Below are 14140 nucleotides of genomic sequence, written 5' to 3'. Positions count from 1 at the left end.
CGGCCCAAGGGCGTACCGACCGGGGGACCGATGAGGGACCGCGGTCGATGAGTCGAGCGATGGATCATTCGACAGAGCGCCAGCCATGTTCGCGGTACACGGTGTTGCCCTATCCGCTAGAAGTGGGTGAAGTCGACAAGCAGCGTCAAATCAGTATGTTTCGTTGGCGCGTTACCCGTACGGTGCTCCCATGTCATCCGACCCATGGGGCGACCTGGCCGCCTCGCTTGACGCAGTGCGCGAGCCGTTCGTGCGAGATCGCGATACTCATTCAGGCTTCCTCCCGGGGTCGCCGGCGGCTCTAGAAGGTGCCAACGAGCCCTTCGCTGATGACTGGGCTCCGGCGCCATCGCGCAACGCGAACATTGCTGGATTGCACCTAGCGACTGTGGCTATGGATCATTTCGCTGGCCTCGCCACCTTGCTGCGTACTCACGAGCCCGTATGTATTTACGGGCTCTCATCATTGGCGCGCAGCGCGATCGAAGTTGCGGCTCGCTGCTACTACCTTATGGAACCTGAAATCTCGCCACTGGAACGTATTCGGCGGCAGCAAAGTGAGCGTCTGGCGGGGTTGTGGGAGCAGGAAAAGCTGGCAGCAATAATCTCACAAGGAAAGCAGTCTGTCGAATTTCAAGAAGCCACTGCCAGTCTAGACCTTCGCATGAAGACAATTACTGACTCGGCTCGGCGCCACGGATTGTTTCCCCGAGTTAAGGACAAAAAGCGCCCTCCCTTCCTTGCTGGGCCCGGAGTGCCGAGAGCATTCAGCTCAACTGACCTAGTGGAGGCATTGGTCGGCCAAGGGAACGGACTGGGAGTAGTTTCCTACCAAACCCTGTCTGCTGTTGGCCACGGCCGAGAGCAAGGCGTGATCCAGTATTTCACCCGTCAAGGCGTGCTCCTCGACCGCACTCATGGCGATCTCTTTGGCACTATCGAGGCCAGTGCCCAGCAGGTGGCGGTAAATCTTGCCGGTACGCCCATTGCAATGGTCGGGATGCTGGATCGTTTTTATGGCCATTTCGGGTGGCCAAGCGGTGGCGTGCGGCCTTCCATAAACCGCCTACTTGAGGTCTGGGGGCGAATCGCAGAAATCCCAATTCAGCGCGGGTGATAGGGGGTACCGGAATTTCACGTAGCGTCTTGACCTTTTGGGGGCAAGCCCCAATCTGTAACTTGGAGACCTGCGCGCACGATGAACTGATGGCTGATCCCGAGCAACTGGAACGGAGACTGGCCATGCTGCTTGATCCAAGAGAGGCGTCGGGTCTTCTCGTCATCCGGCAGCGTGGTCCAGTCATCGAAATGAACGCCTGGAGCATCGCTCGCACGGGCCCGACCTTCCGTTAGGGCGTATTCGGCCTCCGCCGGGTTTCGCCTCAACCGCACCAGTATCCAAGCCGTTTCGACGGACATTCCCGCCCTCTGGTTGGTAGCGAACCTGTGCGCGCGCCATTGCGTGGTAGGGGAGAGAAGCCAGCGCTTTGTGCTCAGCTGCATCAGATCGTGCCCCGATCGTAGCGATCTTTCTGCAAATCGTTAAACCGTTCCTTCGCGACCTTCATGAGGTTGGTCGAGTTGCTGCTCCCGCTTTCGCTGTTCGATGCGGAGTGCTTCAACTTCCTTGGTTAGCTTGGAAAGGTTTTCATTCTCTTCGCCTACGTAGGGCGGAATGCCTAACTCAAAAGCGGTGGCGTGCTGTTCGATTGCATCTGCGGTCTGCTGAAGGTAGAAGCTGCGCTCGCGGTACTTGAAGTAGCCGGTGAACCCGGCAGAAACGCCTACGGCGAAACTGAGGCCGACCGTTACCCACTTAAGGTATGAGGGCGTATCGGCCAAGCTGGCAGCCGTAGTTGTACCGAGCGAGCCAATTATGATGATGGACTGAAAGGTGTTGTGAATCCGGCGGTAGTGCTGACCCTCCTCGCGCAGCTGGTCGAGCTCTCTGGGTAGGGAGTCCTTGTAGGTGAACTGCCGTTGCTCAACGGGGAAGTCGAGCTGCGCTGCTTGGAGCAGCCTCCTTTCCTCTGCGATCTCAAGTTCTAGTTCAAGCTGCCGTACGGATTTTGGGTCGGCGCGCTCAGACTCTGTATAGGCAAGGCTCCAGAATATGCCCCCGCAAATAAGTGTCAGGGGGATTGCGATTCCGTTGACTTTTCCTATATCCACGGTTCGCCATGTGGCTATTGTTGCCACGAAGATGGCGATAAGTGCGAGCGCGGTGATTAATCCGGTGCCGTAGAGGGTTCGAAGTTGAATCTTCCTTGTTCGGATCTCAACTTGCAGCTTAAGGATTGCGGTCTTATGAGCAAGGAGTTGTTCCGTGGGGCCGCTTACGGAATGAACGGGACGTGCCATACCCCACTCCCCCTAGTGGTCGGCGATCGACTCAGTGAAGCGTACAAGTCAGTTTCCGAGCCTGGATCTCCATTTCAGGGAATTCGGGGCGCTCTCGCAAAGTATGGCCAGATGTGATCTCTGTTGACATTTGATCCGGCCGGTGTATGTCGAGGCTCCGCTCCGGCGGGTGATGCTGGAATCAGCCAACATGTGCAATAGCCTTGGTGTTCGATTTGGGTGCTGGTGGTTATCTAACCTCGATTAACTCGGAGTGCTCTGGGGCAGAGCTATCGAATTGATCACTAAGGCAATGGCTGATTCTCTCCGCGATGAGGGGCGACTCTTGCAGCCTCTGAGCAAACGAAGCCGCCATAGGGAAGAGCGCTACCCGGACAGTCTGTCCGGCATGACCTGTTGTCCCTGCCCCACTCTTACAAGTGGCGGCCGGACCTCGTAGGCCATATGCCCGCGGAGCCCGCACGTCGGTACGGTGAAGTCCGCCCCTACCACCAGCAGGAGGCATCACCCCATGCGTGGTCTTGGAGATCACCTCAGCATCGGCGAACGCATCGCGTTCTATCGGAAGCGTCGCGGCTACACGCAGGAGGTGCTGGCCGGACTGGTCGGCCGCAGTACTGACTGGCTCGCGAAGGCGGAGACTGGCCGCAGGAAGCCGCCGCGAATCGACATGCTCGCGGAACTGGCGCGCATCCTGCGCGTGCCGCTTGGTGACTTGCTCGGTCAGAGTCTTCTGGTGGAGGACGAGAAACACCAGGACGACGTACCGGCCGTGCGAGACGCGCTCATGAGTCCCCGGCGGCTGTCGCGCCTACTCTTCGGACCAGAGGTAGACGTTCAACTCCCCACCCCCGCGCCCGTGGCCGTGCGTGTGGAGCACGCCTGGAACGACTACCAGGGCGGGCGGCTCGGCAGCGTGATCGCAGCCCTTCCCGCGCTTCTTCAGACCGCGCAGGAGCTGGAGGATCGCGCGTCACGCCGCGGCGAGGACCGGCGCGACTGCTGGGCAGTCTCTGCTCGCACGCATCACCTGGCGGCTACGACGCTCGCCAAGGTTGGCGAGTCCGACGTCTCATGGCTGGCCGCAGAGCGCGCGATGCGCGCTGCAGACGAGTCCGACGATCCCCTGGTGCTCGCTTCGGCCGCGCGGTCCGGCACACACGCACTGCTCGCCAACGGCCGATATGAAGCTGCGATGGAGCTGGGTGACACCACGGCGACGTGGCTGGCCTCCCACGTAGCGGAGAGCGACCCATCCGCGCTGAGCTTGCTCGGCATGATCCATCTCCGGGCCGCTGTCGCAGCGGCTCGGCATCAGGACCGCCCGACCGCGACCCGACTGTTGAACCGTGCCGAGGAACTTGCCGACGATCTCGGTTCAGACGAGAACTACTGGCAGACCGGCTTCGGTCCCACGAACGTCGTCCTCCACCGGCTGTCTATTGAGCTGGACCTGGACAACGTGTCGTACGTGGTGGAGAACGGCCGGATCGACGTGGACCACATGCCGCAGGAGCGCAGCGTCTCGCACCGCATCGACTACGGCCGCGCCCTCTCGCTCGCCGGACATGGCGATGAGGCATTTGCCGCGCTGCGTACCGCCGAACGCACGGCTCCGCAGCTCGTGCGGAACAATCCCAGGGTGCGCGAGACGCTGCGGGACCTGATCAAGCAGTCACCCGTGAGTGGCGGCTCGCGCTCATCCGAGGTGTTCGTGATGGCCCAACGGTGCAGGGCGGTGCAGTGAGTTCGAGCAAGCGCGGGGTACTGGGAGTCGTTGGTTCAGCGGCCGGCGGTGTGGAGTCACTCCGCACCGGCCTGGTAGAGCCCGCGATGGAACGTGGGTGGCAGACGGCCGTGACGCTGACGCCGACTGCGGGAATCTGGCTCCGGATGAGTGGCGAGGTCGAACGGCTGGAGAAGCTGACCGGCCTGCCCGTCCGTGATGAGCCGCGCCTCCCCGGCGACGCACGACCTCACCCGGCAGTTGACTGCTACGTCGTGGCTCCAGCGTCGGCCAACATGGTCGCGAAGCTCGCAAGCGGCCTCATGGACAATCAAGCCTTGACGCAGGTGTGCGAGGCTATCGGGACCATCGGCTTGCCAGTCGTCGTCTTCCCGCGCGTAAACGCGGCACATGCTCGCCACCCTGCGTGGCAGCGCCACATCGACGCACTGCGGGAGGCCGGGGTCAGGCTGGTCTACGGCCCGGACGTATGGCCGCTGTACGAGCCCCGTGACGCGCCGCCAGGGCGGGCGCTTCCATGGACTGCGGTGCTGGATGCTGTGGATGAAGTATCCCGATGACGGATCGTCAACACCCCTGACCTGCAAGGAAAGAGGACCCGGACACTCTGTCCGGGTCCTCTGTCGTTCGCGGTCTCATGCTCATTTGCATGCCAGGGATCAATGAGCGAAAGAACGAGCTAGCGGGCCTCACTTCCGCCGAACTCGCGCTGATCAAAGCGAGTTTGCGCGAGGCGCGCGCCACGGCCGAAGGGCTGCTGAGGCGCGCCGATGCGGTCACTGCGAAGGTGGCCTCTCGCTACTCACGATCTCCTCAAGCCGGTCCAGACGCTCGCCGAGAAGTCGGAGAGCGTCATGGATCGAGCTGAGCTCTCCCGCCAGGGCGGTAAAGGCGGGACTACTACCCGGCTCGGTGCCGAGAGGCGCCGATGGGTCGCGTACGAACGTCCCGCGCCCCTGCTGGGTGAGTACCAAGCCCTCATTACGGAGTTGGTTGTACGCGCTCTGCACAGTCATGAGCTGCACGCCAAGTTTCTTGGCGAGTGGGCGGGCGGCTGGCAGCTGCTTCCCCGGCGAGTAGTCCTCGTTGTCTGGGTCCGTGATCTTCGCGCGGTACTCAGCAGCGATCTCCTTGGCCGTTTGCTTGGGCGCTTCGGGGCTCAGATCCATGGCTCCGAGGGTAGCCGGACCTAGGTCAATCTCTGATTCTTCGGCGAACCTTCTTGAGCCAGATTGACCTAGGTCAATCTGAAGTCAGCCCAGAGAGCTTCGGCTCGAAGGGAGTGAACAGCAGTACCCGCACCAGCCGGAAGAACCGGGAAGGCGACGCAGTCGCACGCCGACGGGCTGGGAGCGGAACCGCCTTGAGAACTCAACAGCGTGCCGACCCAGCCACCTGCACACGGGTGGTCGATGGGTTGCGGAGGTCAGTCCGCCCCACCTCGCCAAGCAAGAGGGCGGATGCGCACGGGTCCTGTCTCCGTGCGTGGAACAGCGCACTTCAACTTCCTCGCGGCCTGCTGGCCGCGCCGGTTGCCTCCCTTGCTCGTCTCGTACGAGTGGGGCTGAGGGGAGCCGGGAGAGTCCCGAGTCCACCAAGGAGCCCGCTATGTCGAAGGACATCTACCACTGCCCGGAGTGTGAGCAGCACGCCCAACTGCACCGCGGAGGCGCGCAACTGCCCTGTGAGTGGTGCGAGCAGCACGCCAAAACGGTCCCCTTCTGGCGCTGACCGGCTGTCTGTGGTCCCGGACTCGGTGCCGGGGCCGCGGAGAGCCGGGAAAGCCCCGAGCCCGTTTCGAGAGGACGCTCACAGTGGATCAGAACCAGGTTGATGAGATCGGCCGCCGTATCGGTGCCGCCGCGGCGCAGTTCGCCCCGGACTACCGGCCGACCCCCTTCCAGACGGCGGATGCAGCGGCGGTCCTGCACGGGATGCTCCAAGCGATCGAGACCTACGGCGTAACGTTCGCCGATTTCGACGCCGTGGCCGACTTCCCCCGCATGGCCATTCAGCTGGTGCAGCACCGCGACGCCCAGAACTGACGCCCGCACCGCCCCCCTTCTTCCCTTCGAGGAGTTCCCCGATGGCTGCTGTCTTCGCTGCTGTGTTCGTCGCCCTGTACGTCGCTCACAGCGTGGGCGACCACTGGGTGCAAACCTCCTGCCAGTCCGCCCACAAGGGCCGTCCCGGCTGGGTCGGCCGCCTCGCCGGCGCCCGCCACGTCGCCACCCTGACCGCCACCAAGCTCGTGCTGCTGCTGCCGGTCCTGTGGCTGATGAACCTCTCCGTGAGCGTGTTGGGCCTGCTCCTGGGCCTGGGCATCGACGCCGTCACCCACTGGTGGGCCGACCGCCGCAGCACCCTCGCATGGCTGGCCAGGGTGACCGGCAAGGCCGAGTTCTACCGACTCGGTGCCCCGCGCCAAGGCCGCGACGACAACCCGCACATCGGGACCGGCGCCTACGCCCTTGACCAGTCCTTCCACCGCCTGTGGCTATTGGTCGCCGCGCTCATCATCGCCGCCCTCTGACCTTCCCGCCCTGCCCGGGGCGTGCGCCGTCTCGCCAAAGCCTGCGCCCGCCCCGGCTTCCTCCCGTCCCTCCACTTCAGGAGTCATCATGCGTAGCTTCATCGGCGGCCATGAGGCCGTCAGTGACACCGATTTCGTCGAACTCGCCCTGGGGACCCCGCTCGAGCTGTGGCTCGGGGAGGACGGCGAGAGCGCGACGGACCGCGCGGCCCGGCTGGACGCGGCCCGCGACATCCTCGCCGACAACCCGACCATGCCTGACGACGCGATCCGTATCGCCGCTCAGGCGATCGAGGCGCACGCGCCGGAGCTGTTCAACATCGTCCCGATGACCCGGCTGACCGCCCGCCGCGAGCGGGCCCGCGGGGCGGTGGCGGCGTGAACACCACCGCTCCCGCGCCCGAACTGCTCGCGGACCACACCGGCCGCCCCAAGCCGCTCCAGCCCATGTCGCTCGCCTATGAGCAGGCCCGCTTGGGCATGGCCTTCCACGAGGCAGGGCACGCCGTGCTCAGCCTGGCCTATGGCATGCGGGTGGTGACCAGCGAGGTCATCGCCTGGACGCCGGAGGAAGGCGGCTGGTGCCTGACCGGCGGCACCGCGTTCGAGACGCACAACGTGCACGCCTGGCGCTTCGCTGCACAGGCTGCCGCCGGGACTATCGCGCAGGTCAACTACCTGATGACGAACGGGTTGTGGACGCCGGAACGAGCGCTGGCCTGCGCGGCCCTGCATGACCGTGAGCAGGCCATCGACATCCTCGCGCAGCACGGCTTCCGGATCGGCCGTGGCCACGTCCCGGCCGGCGGCAAGTCGTGGGCCATGGTGCAGGGCATGGCCCGCCGCAAGGTCGGTCACCTGTGGGGCGAGATCCGCACCGTGGCGCACGCCATGGACGAGAACACGGTGCTGACCGGCGACGAGATCGCCGACCTGACCGGCCTGCCCAACCCGCAGTTCCAGCAGGGGGCGGCATGACGGCCATCGAGAATGCGGAGCGTGCGGTGGTGCCGCCGCTGACGCGCCCGGAGTTGGGGCTTGCCGGGATCGGTGCCGCGGCTGCGGCAGGGGTCGGCTCGCTGGGGTTCATCGCCTCGTTCGACGCTGTGTCTGCCGCCGCGCTGCGTTGGGGTTTCGCCACGCCGTGGATGCTGCCGGTCGGTATCGACGTGGCGATCCCGGTGTTCACCGTCGCTAACCTGCTGCTGATCCGGATGGACATGGCCCTCGCCTGGGTGCGGTTCGTGCCTTGGGCCCTCACCCTGATCACGTGCGGGCTAAACGTCGCCGCGGGCGACAGCCTGTGGGCCAAGCTCGCGCATGGCACGATGCCGCTGCTTTGGGTGGTGTTCTCCGAGATCGGCGCGCACATCTACGCCGTGCGCATCGGCGCGGTGACCGGACGCCGGATGGACAAGATCCGCTTCAGTCGGTGGCTGCTCGCCCCGTTGACCACGTTCGCACTGTGGCGGCGCATGACGCTGTGGGAGATCACCTCCTACGCCGACGCACTCACCCGAGAGCGGGAGCGACTGTTGGCCCGCGCGGACCTGCGCGAGGAGCACGGCCGGCGCTGGCGCTCGAAGACACCACGCCGCGCCCGCGTACTGCTCAAGCTCGGAGAGCGCGCTCCCGCCGGGGAGTGGGACGTGCAGGACGAGCAGCCGGACCCGCACCAGGACAACAAGCCCGCCCCCAAGCCGCGACGGAAGCCGCCGGCCAACCCGCGCCGCCGTACGGGCAAGACGACACGGCGGGGCCTGGATGAACTGCTCGCTGAAGCCCGCGAGTTGACCGCCACCTGGTCAGATGCGGAAGTCGACAACGGTGAAGCGCTGCGCAAGGCGCTGCACTGCGGTGCCAAGCCCGCGAGGCACATCCGGGACGTGCTGACCGCCGAGCGCGCCAAGAAGCCACTGCACGCCGTCGACACCCCCGAGACCACATCGGGCGCGGGTGATGAGGGGGCGGCGGCATGAAGTCACAGCCCATCGTCGGCGCCGCGGTCTTCGCCACCGTGATGCAGGCCAGCGGCCACCGCTGCCAGTGCACCGGAGCCTGCGGCAACCCCCACGCCAAGGGCGGCGGGCGCTGTCCGCACGAGCACGACGGCTACACCAGCAAGCACGGCCGACGGGTCCGCCTCATCGCGGCCCCTGCCGACCCGCTCGCCTCCACCGTGACGGCGGCCAGCCTCCCGCCCGCCGAACTGCGGGCCTGGTGCCCGGACTGTCACACCGCCGCCGCCCGCGCGGCCAAGCGGCAACTCCCCGACCCCCTTGCGGATCAGTGCGGCTTGTTCGACCTGGAGCACTGAAGACGGCCTGCGTGATGGGGCCGGGCTGTCACTGAGGAGTGACAGTTACGGCCTTTTCACGAGGCCACGATGCATCGACGGGGCCCGGTCTCAACCGACCAAAGCAGCGACCGGGCCCCGCCACCCTCCATCCCTGGAAGGAAGCCCAAGTGAAGCACCCCGACGACGAGAACGAACTGTTCAACCGACTCGAAGCCGAGATGGCCGATGGCCCCGACGCCGACCCGGTCGGCAAGGTGGTCGACCTGAAGTCGGCCCGCGCCGCGCGCACCGGATCGACCGACCCGGCACCCGACTCGGATGCCGACCGGTCGCCCGACTCGGCAACGCCTAAGTCGGGCGACTCCACACGCGACCCCGGCGACGATGAGTCGGGGGGCGAGTCGGTCGTGATGGTCGACAGCCCGGCCCCTGCCGGTCCCGGCCTGATGGATAAGATCCGGGCCGCGAAGCGTCAGGACGTTATCCCGGCGTGGGCGCGCTCCAAGCCGGAGTTCGTCACCGCCGCCGGATGGCTGGGCGGCTACGTGGGTCACTCGGCCGCCTACCACGCGGTGCGTCTGCCCTGGTACAGCCTGCGCCTGGCCTGCCAAGCCCCCGCCGGAGCCGCGAAGTTCATCGGCAGCGCACTGCGCTGGGTCTCCGATGCTGAGGGCGACCCGCTGCGGCGGGCGGCGGCCAGCCGCGAGAACGTCATGGAGTACATGACCCTCTCGCGTCAGCGCGACCGGCGGGTCAAGCTCCGCATGACCCTGATGACGGCCGGGCTCATCCTGGGCCCGATCCTCGCCCTCGTCCTGTACGTGCTCGCCCCCGCCTGGCTCACCGTCCTTTCGGTGGCCGCGCTGACAGCCGGGCTCGGCTTCCTCGGTGCCCCCTCCGACAAGCCGGTCATCTCCCGCGCGGTCGTGACCACCGAAGTCGAGAAGCTCACCTCCGGGATCGTCGAACGGGCCCTGGGGGCGCTTGGCATCTCCGAGATCAACAAGGCGCTCGCCAAGGGCGGCGAGGGCATCAAGTTCCCCGCCCCGATCACCCGCGACGGCCCCGGATGGCGCGCGGACGTCGACCTGCCGTACGGCGTGACGGTGCCGGACATCCTGGACCGCCGCGAGAAGCTCGCCTCCGGCCTGCGCCGCCCGCTGGGGTGTGTATGGCCCGAGCCGGTCGCCGACGAGCACGCCGGCCGGATGATGCTGTGGGTGGGCGACCGGGCGCTGAACAAGGTGCCCAAGCCCGCCTGGCCGCTGGCTAGGTCCGGTGCGGCGTCGCTGTTCAAGGCGCTGCCGTTCGGCACGGACCAGCGCGGGCGGCGCGTCGACCTGACGCTGATGTACGACAACGTGCTGATCGGCGCCATGCCCGGCATGGGCAAGACCTTCGCCCTGCGCACCCTGCTGCTCGCCGCGGCCCTCGACCCCGGCACGGAGCTGCTGACCTGGGAGCTGAAGGGCACCGGCGACCTGGACCCGCTCAAGACGGTCTCGGCCGACTACGGCTCCGGCGCGGACGACGAGACCGCCGCGGCGGCGCTGGACTCGATCCGCTACGTCTACAAGGACTTGGAGCGGCGGGCCAAGGTCATCAGCTCCCTGCCCAAGGACAAGTGCCCGGAGAACAAGGTCACCCCGTCCCTGGCCGCCAACCGCTCCCTGGGCCTGCACCCCCTGGTGCTCGCCATCGACGAGTGCCAGGAACTGTTCTCCCACGAGAAGTACGGCAAGGAAGCCGGGTCCCTGTGCACCGGCATCATCAAGCGCGGCCGGGCCCTTGGGGTGATCCTGCTGCTCGCCACGCAGCGTCCCGACAAGGACTCGCTGCCCACCGCCATCAGCGCGAACGTGGGCACCCGCTTCTGCCTGCGGGTCATGGGCCAGATGGAGAATGACATGGTCCTGGGCACCTCGCTGTACAAGAACGGCATCCGCGCCACCTCGTTCACCAAGTCCGACAAGGGCATCGGTTACCTGGTGGGCGCCGCCGATGACCCGCAGATCGTGCGGGGCTACTACCTCGACAACACCGAGGCGGAAGCCATCTGTGCCCGCGCCCGCCAGGCACGCATCGACGCGGGCACGCTGCGCGGCATCGCCGCGGGCCAGGCGCCGGAGCGCCGCGAGGTGGCGGAGCCGCTGCTGGAAGACATCCTCGCCGTGGTCCCGGCCGATGAGGACAAGCCGTGGAACGACGCCACCGTCGACCGGCTCGCCGAACTGCGGCCGGAGAAGTACGGCGTCTGGGCGGCGCTGAAGGACTCAGACAAGGCCCGCCAGCTCACCACGGCGCTCAAGCCGTACGGCGTCGCTACCGGACAGGTCGCCCGACGGGTCAACGGCAAGCAGATCAACCGGACCGGGTTCGAGCGCGCCCACATCATCACCGCGATTGCGGAGCGTGACCGAAACCGGGACGCGGGCTGACCGTCAGGGGCCTCTACCGGTAGGGGCCCGACCCTCTACCGGTAGAGGTCTCGCTAGCGCCCCATATGGGGTGTGATCAGGCCGCTAGACGATAGCGGCCCACCTGCGCAAACCCCTGAAACCCGCCTGTGGAGGCCTCTGATGCCCTCGATCACGCTCGCTATCGCCTGCCTGCTCATCGTCACACTCGGTTACGCGTCGGTGTGTGCGGTGTCGCCGTTCGGCAACTGCCGCAGGTGCTCCGGCGTGGGCTTCGCGACCAAGACCGACCGCCAGGGCCGCATCAAGCGCGGCAAGCGCTGCCGCCGCTGCAAGGGCTACGGCAAGCGCATACGGGTGGGCCGCCATCTCTACAACCTCTGCGCCCGCACGCACCGCGAAGGCACCCGCTGACCCCGAATACGTGAAGTGGCCGACGGTGCCCGTCATGAGACGTACCCCGCTCCGTGCAAGAGCTAGGCGGGCGCACCGTCGGCCGCGCCCCGAGCTTGCCAGCACCCGGGCGCATGCCCGCATCCAACCGGCCTCCCGGCCCGACGTCAAAGGAGTTTCCCGTGGCCGTGACCGTCTCCATGGTCGCCCTGTTCGGCCTGGTCCTGTTCTTCCTGCTGCGCTCCAAGTCTCTTGGATATGGCGCCGCGTTCATCGCCGTGATGTTCGGGTTCTTCCTCGCCTCCACCGGCGCTTCGGGACCCATCACCGACCTGACCCGCGCCGTCATCGGCGCCATCCCCGACCTGTAATCGGAGGCCACGCCGTGACCGATTCCATCTCCCTGATGGCCGCGGGCGAGATCCGCGACGCCCTCGCGGCCGTCGCCCGCGGTGACCTGCCCACCGTCGCCCACGCGTTGATGAGCATCGACCCCGACTCCTGGCGGGCCGTCGAACGCCGCCTCGCCACGCTCGGCAGCTCCCTGCCCGACCTCGTCCGCGCCGCACAAGGAGAGCAGGCGGAATGAACGCCGAACTCATCGCGATCGCAGCACTCATGGCCCCGGGCGCGTTCTTCGGCGCGGTGACCCTCACCGGCCACGCCCTCGCCCGCCGCCGGGATGCCGCGCTCGCCGCCGCCCTGGCGGCCGGCCGCGCGGGTGGTCCGAAGCCACCCGGCGACCCGCAGCCCGCCCCCGAAGACGTCGAGACGAAAGAGTCCCTGGCCGCCGTCGTCGACCTTGACCGGCACCGCCGCCCACCGCCACCCACCGCCCACAACATCCCGAACCTTCCCCAGGAGGAAGCCTCATGAGCGCAGCCCTGTGGCCCGTCACCGCCCGCATCGTGGAACACCTGGACGTCGCCAACGGCACGGACGCGCACGAGATCACCACGCGCCTGCTGAAGGTCGTTGAGGAGGCTGGCGAAGCGTCCGCCGCGTACATCGGCGCGATGGGCCAGAACCCCCGCAAGGGCACCACCCACACCTACCGCGACGTGGCCGACGAACTGTGCGACGTCATCATCGCCGCCACCGTCGCCCTGCACTCCTTCACCACCGCACCGCCCGCCGTCCTGGAAGCCAAGCTGCACGCCGCCGCCCGCCGCCCGGACCCCGCCGCAGTGCAGGGCCGATCGGACGGAGGCGCGCCGTGACCTGCCGGGAGTGCACCGGCCACCACCCGGTGCGCCTGGACGCCTTCCCCGCCGGAAACCCCCGCTCCTCCCTGCGCGCCGCACACCGCGCTACCGAAGCCCGCGCGGAAGCCCCCGCACCCGTCCACATCCACTACGACGCCATCCATGACGCCTTCGCCGTCGTCCGCACCGACACCATCCCCGCCACCACCTGAGGAGGCCAACTCCCATGCCCCGCCAGCACGTCGACCCGGTCGACCTCCCGCGTGATGCCGCTGAGGCCATCCGGGAGTTCAACCACCTGACCTTCCCCACCCGCGAGAACCCCAGCGGCCTGGCCTACCCGCCGGAGGCCTACCGCGCCATCGGCGCGCTCAAGGCGCTCTCCCAGCGCCTCCCGCAGGCCTTCGAGCAGTTCGACCGTGCCCTGTCCGTCCTCAACGGGCGCGGACACGTCAGCGCCGACTACGGCACCCCCCAGAACCACATCGTCACAGCGAGCGCCGCACTACAGGACGCGCAAGACCACGCGCACGCCCTCGCCGCCGCCCTGGAACGCGCCCACACCGCGACAAGCCCGCTGGGCTACAGCGGTCCGATCACCCACACCGACACCGGCATCGACGACCCGGAAGGCGAGTAACCCATGTCCGCAGGAGAGACCCCACTGACCGTCGTCGGCAACCTCACCGATGACCCCGAGATCCGCTTCACCCCCAGCGGCGCGGCGATGGCGAAGTTCACCGTCGCCTCGACCCCGCGCACCTACGACAAGACCACCAACCAGTGGCGCGACGGAACCGCGATGTTCCTGCGTTGCACCGCCTGGCGCGACCTGGCCGAGCACGTCGGGGACAGCCTCACCAAGGGCACGCGCGTGATCGTGACCGGCCGCCTGCGTCAGCACGACTGGCAGACCCCCGAGAACGAGAACCGCTCCATGCTCGGCCTGGAAGTCGACGAGGTCGGTCCCTCGCTGCGCTTCGCCACCGCCAAGGTCACCCGCATCCGGAGCGGCGCCCCCGCGTCGTCCCCGGGCGCCGACGCCTGGAACACGAGCGCCCCGGCCAACGGCGGATGGGGCACCCACGCCGCGACCCCTCCGGCGACCGACTCGAAGTACAGCGACGAGCCGCCCTTCTAGATACGCCCGGGGCGGGGTGCCGTCTCGCCAAAGCCTGCACCCCG

Annotated in this window: 22 protein-coding genes; 20 read left to right on the top strand and 2 right to left on the bottom strand. The window is 67.2% G+C overall.

The features are described from left to right. Nucleotides 1–190 precede the first annotated feature (190 nt). Both E5671_RS16125 and E5671_RS16120 read left to right on the top strand, forming a co-directional pair. Nucleotides 191–1117 (top strand): hypothetical protein, encoded by a 927-nt coding sequence (locus E5671_RS16125; protein ID WP_160504676.1) that lies wholly within the window; start codon nt 191–193, stop codon nt 1115–1117. Nucleotides 1118–1206: 89 nt separating this feature from the next. Next, entirely contained in the window at nt 1207–1353 is a 147-nt protein-coding gene (locus E5671_RS16120) for a hypothetical protein (RefSeq protein ID WP_160504675.1), read from the top strand. A gap of 189 nt (nt 1354–1542) precedes the next feature. Here the strand turns inward: E5671_RS16120 and E5671_RS16115 are convergent, their stop codons facing one another. After that, on the bottom strand, nt 1543–2361 hold the full coding sequence (locus E5671_RS16115; protein WP_160504674.1) for a DUF4231 domain-containing protein: 819 nt from the start codon (nt 2359–2361) through the stop codon (nt 1543–1545). A 511-nt stretch (nt 2362–2872) separates the two neighbouring features. Between E5671_RS16115 and E5671_RS16110 the strand changes: the two genes are divergently transcribed. After that, entirely contained in the window at nt 2873–4108 is a 1236-nt protein-coding gene (locus E5671_RS16110; RefSeq protein ID WP_160504673.1) for a helix-turn-helix domain-containing protein, read from the top strand. Beyond that, complete coding sequence (locus tag E5671_RS16105; RefSeq protein ID WP_336605763.1) at nt 4105–4668, top strand: flavoprotein; 564 nt, start codon at nt 4105–4107, stop codon at nt 4666–4668. The genes E5671_RS16110 and E5671_RS16105 overlap by 4 nt, the downstream gene beginning before the upstream one ends. A gap of 216 nt (nt 4669–4884) precedes the next feature. On the opposite strand, the gene E5671_RS16100 is transcribed toward E5671_RS16105, so the two are convergent. Next, nucleotides 4885–5277 carry a GntR family transcriptional regulator gene (locus tag E5671_RS16100; protein ID WP_160504671.1) on the bottom strand — a complete coding sequence of 131 codons (393 nt, stop codon included), beginning with the start codon at nt 5275–5277 and terminating at the stop codon, nt 4885–4887. A 439-nt stretch (nt 5278–5716) separates the two neighbouring features. Here E5671_RS16100 and E5671_RS47025 point away from each other — a divergent pair, with 439 nt between their 5' ends. From E5671_RS47025 to E5671_RS16025, 16 genes are all read left to right on the top strand, one after another. Next, entirely contained in the window at nt 5717–5839 is a 123-nt protein-coding gene (locus E5671_RS47025) for a hypothetical protein (protein ID WP_272902829.1), read from the top strand. An 83-nt stretch (nt 5840–5922) separates the two neighbouring features. Beyond that, on the top strand, nt 5923–6153 hold the full coding sequence (locus tag E5671_RS16095; RefSeq protein ID WP_160504670.1) for a hypothetical protein: 231 nt from the start codon (nt 5923–5925) through the stop codon (nt 6151–6153). Nucleotides 6154–6194: 41 nt separating this feature from the next. Further along, nucleotides 6195–6641, top strand: coding sequence for a DUF3307 domain-containing protein (locus E5671_RS16090; protein WP_160504669.1), 447 nt, complete (start codon nt 6195–6197; stop codon nt 6639–6641). A gap of 88 nt (nt 6642–6729) precedes the next feature. Then, complete coding sequence (locus E5671_RS16085) at nt 6730–7023, top strand: hypothetical protein (RefSeq protein WP_160504668.1); 294 nt, start codon at nt 6730–6732, stop codon at nt 7021–7023. Further along, entirely contained in the window at nt 7020–7619 is a 600-nt protein-coding gene (locus E5671_RS16080; RefSeq protein ID WP_160504667.1) for a hypothetical protein, read from the top strand. The genes E5671_RS16085 and E5671_RS16080 overlap by 4 nt, the downstream gene beginning before the upstream one ends. Further along, nucleotides 7616–8620: a DUF2637 domain-containing protein gene (locus tag E5671_RS16075; RefSeq protein ID WP_160504666.1), complete on the top strand. Its 1005-nt coding sequence runs from the start codon at nt 7616–7618 to the stop codon at nt 8618–8620. The genes E5671_RS16080 and E5671_RS16075 overlap by 4 nt, the downstream gene beginning before the upstream one ends. Then, complete coding sequence (locus E5671_RS16070; protein ID WP_160504665.1) at nt 8617–8958, top strand: hypothetical protein; 342 nt, start codon at nt 8617–8619, stop codon at nt 8956–8958. The genes E5671_RS16075 and E5671_RS16070 overlap by 4 nt, the downstream gene beginning before the upstream one ends. 149 nt (nt 8959–9107) lie before the next feature. Beyond that, nucleotides 9108–11378, top strand: coding sequence for a cell division protein FtsK (locus tag E5671_RS16065; protein ID WP_160504664.1), 2271 nt, complete (start codon nt 9108–9110; stop codon nt 11376–11378). A 141-nt stretch (nt 11379–11519) separates the two neighbouring features. Then, nucleotides 11520–11771, top strand: coding sequence for a hypothetical protein (locus E5671_RS16060; protein WP_160504663.1), 252 nt, complete (start codon nt 11520–11522; stop codon nt 11769–11771). A gap of 161 nt (nt 11772–11932) precedes the next feature. After that, on the top strand, nt 11933–12121 hold the full coding sequence (locus E5671_RS16055; RefSeq protein WP_160504662.1) for a hypothetical protein: 189 nt from the start codon (nt 11933–11935) through the stop codon (nt 12119–12121). Between the two features lie 14 nt (nt 12122–12135). After that, nucleotides 12136–12339: a hypothetical protein gene (locus tag E5671_RS16050; RefSeq protein ID WP_160504661.1), complete on the top strand. Its 204-nt coding sequence runs from the start codon at nt 12136–12138 to the stop codon at nt 12337–12339. Continuing rightward, a complete protein-coding gene (locus tag E5671_RS16045) occupies nt 12336–12626 on the top strand; it encodes a hypothetical protein (protein WP_160504660.1) in 291 nt (96 codons plus the stop codon). The genes E5671_RS16050 and E5671_RS16045 overlap by 4 nt, the downstream gene beginning before the upstream one ends. Then, complete coding sequence (locus tag E5671_RS16040; protein WP_160504659.1) at nt 12623–12970, top strand: MazG-like family protein; 348 nt, start codon at nt 12623–12625, stop codon at nt 12968–12970. The genes E5671_RS16045 and E5671_RS16040 overlap by 4 nt, the downstream gene beginning before the upstream one ends. Further along, on the top strand, nt 12967–13167 hold the full coding sequence (locus tag E5671_RS16035) for a hypothetical protein (RefSeq protein WP_160504658.1): 201 nt from the start codon (nt 12967–12969) through the stop codon (nt 13165–13167). The genes E5671_RS16040 and E5671_RS16035 overlap by 4 nt, the downstream gene beginning before the upstream one ends. A 14-nt stretch (nt 13168–13181) precedes the next feature. Then, nucleotides 13182–13595, top strand: coding sequence for a hypothetical protein (locus tag E5671_RS16030; protein ID WP_160504657.1), 414 nt, complete (start codon nt 13182–13184; stop codon nt 13593–13595). Between the two features lie 3 nt (nt 13596–13598). Beyond that, nucleotides 13599–14096: a single-stranded DNA-binding protein gene (locus E5671_RS16025; protein WP_160504656.1), complete on the top strand. Its 498-nt coding sequence runs from the start codon at nt 13599–13601 to the stop codon at nt 14094–14096. Nucleotides 14097–14140 lie beyond the last annotated feature (44 nt).

Origin of the sequence: Streptomyces sp. BA2, from assembly GCF_009769735.1 — a bacterium.
Taxonomy (GTDB): Bacteria; Actinomycetota; Actinomycetes; order Streptomycetales; family Streptomycetaceae; genus Streptomyces.
This window is presented reverse-complemented; position numbering and strand designations above follow the sequence as displayed.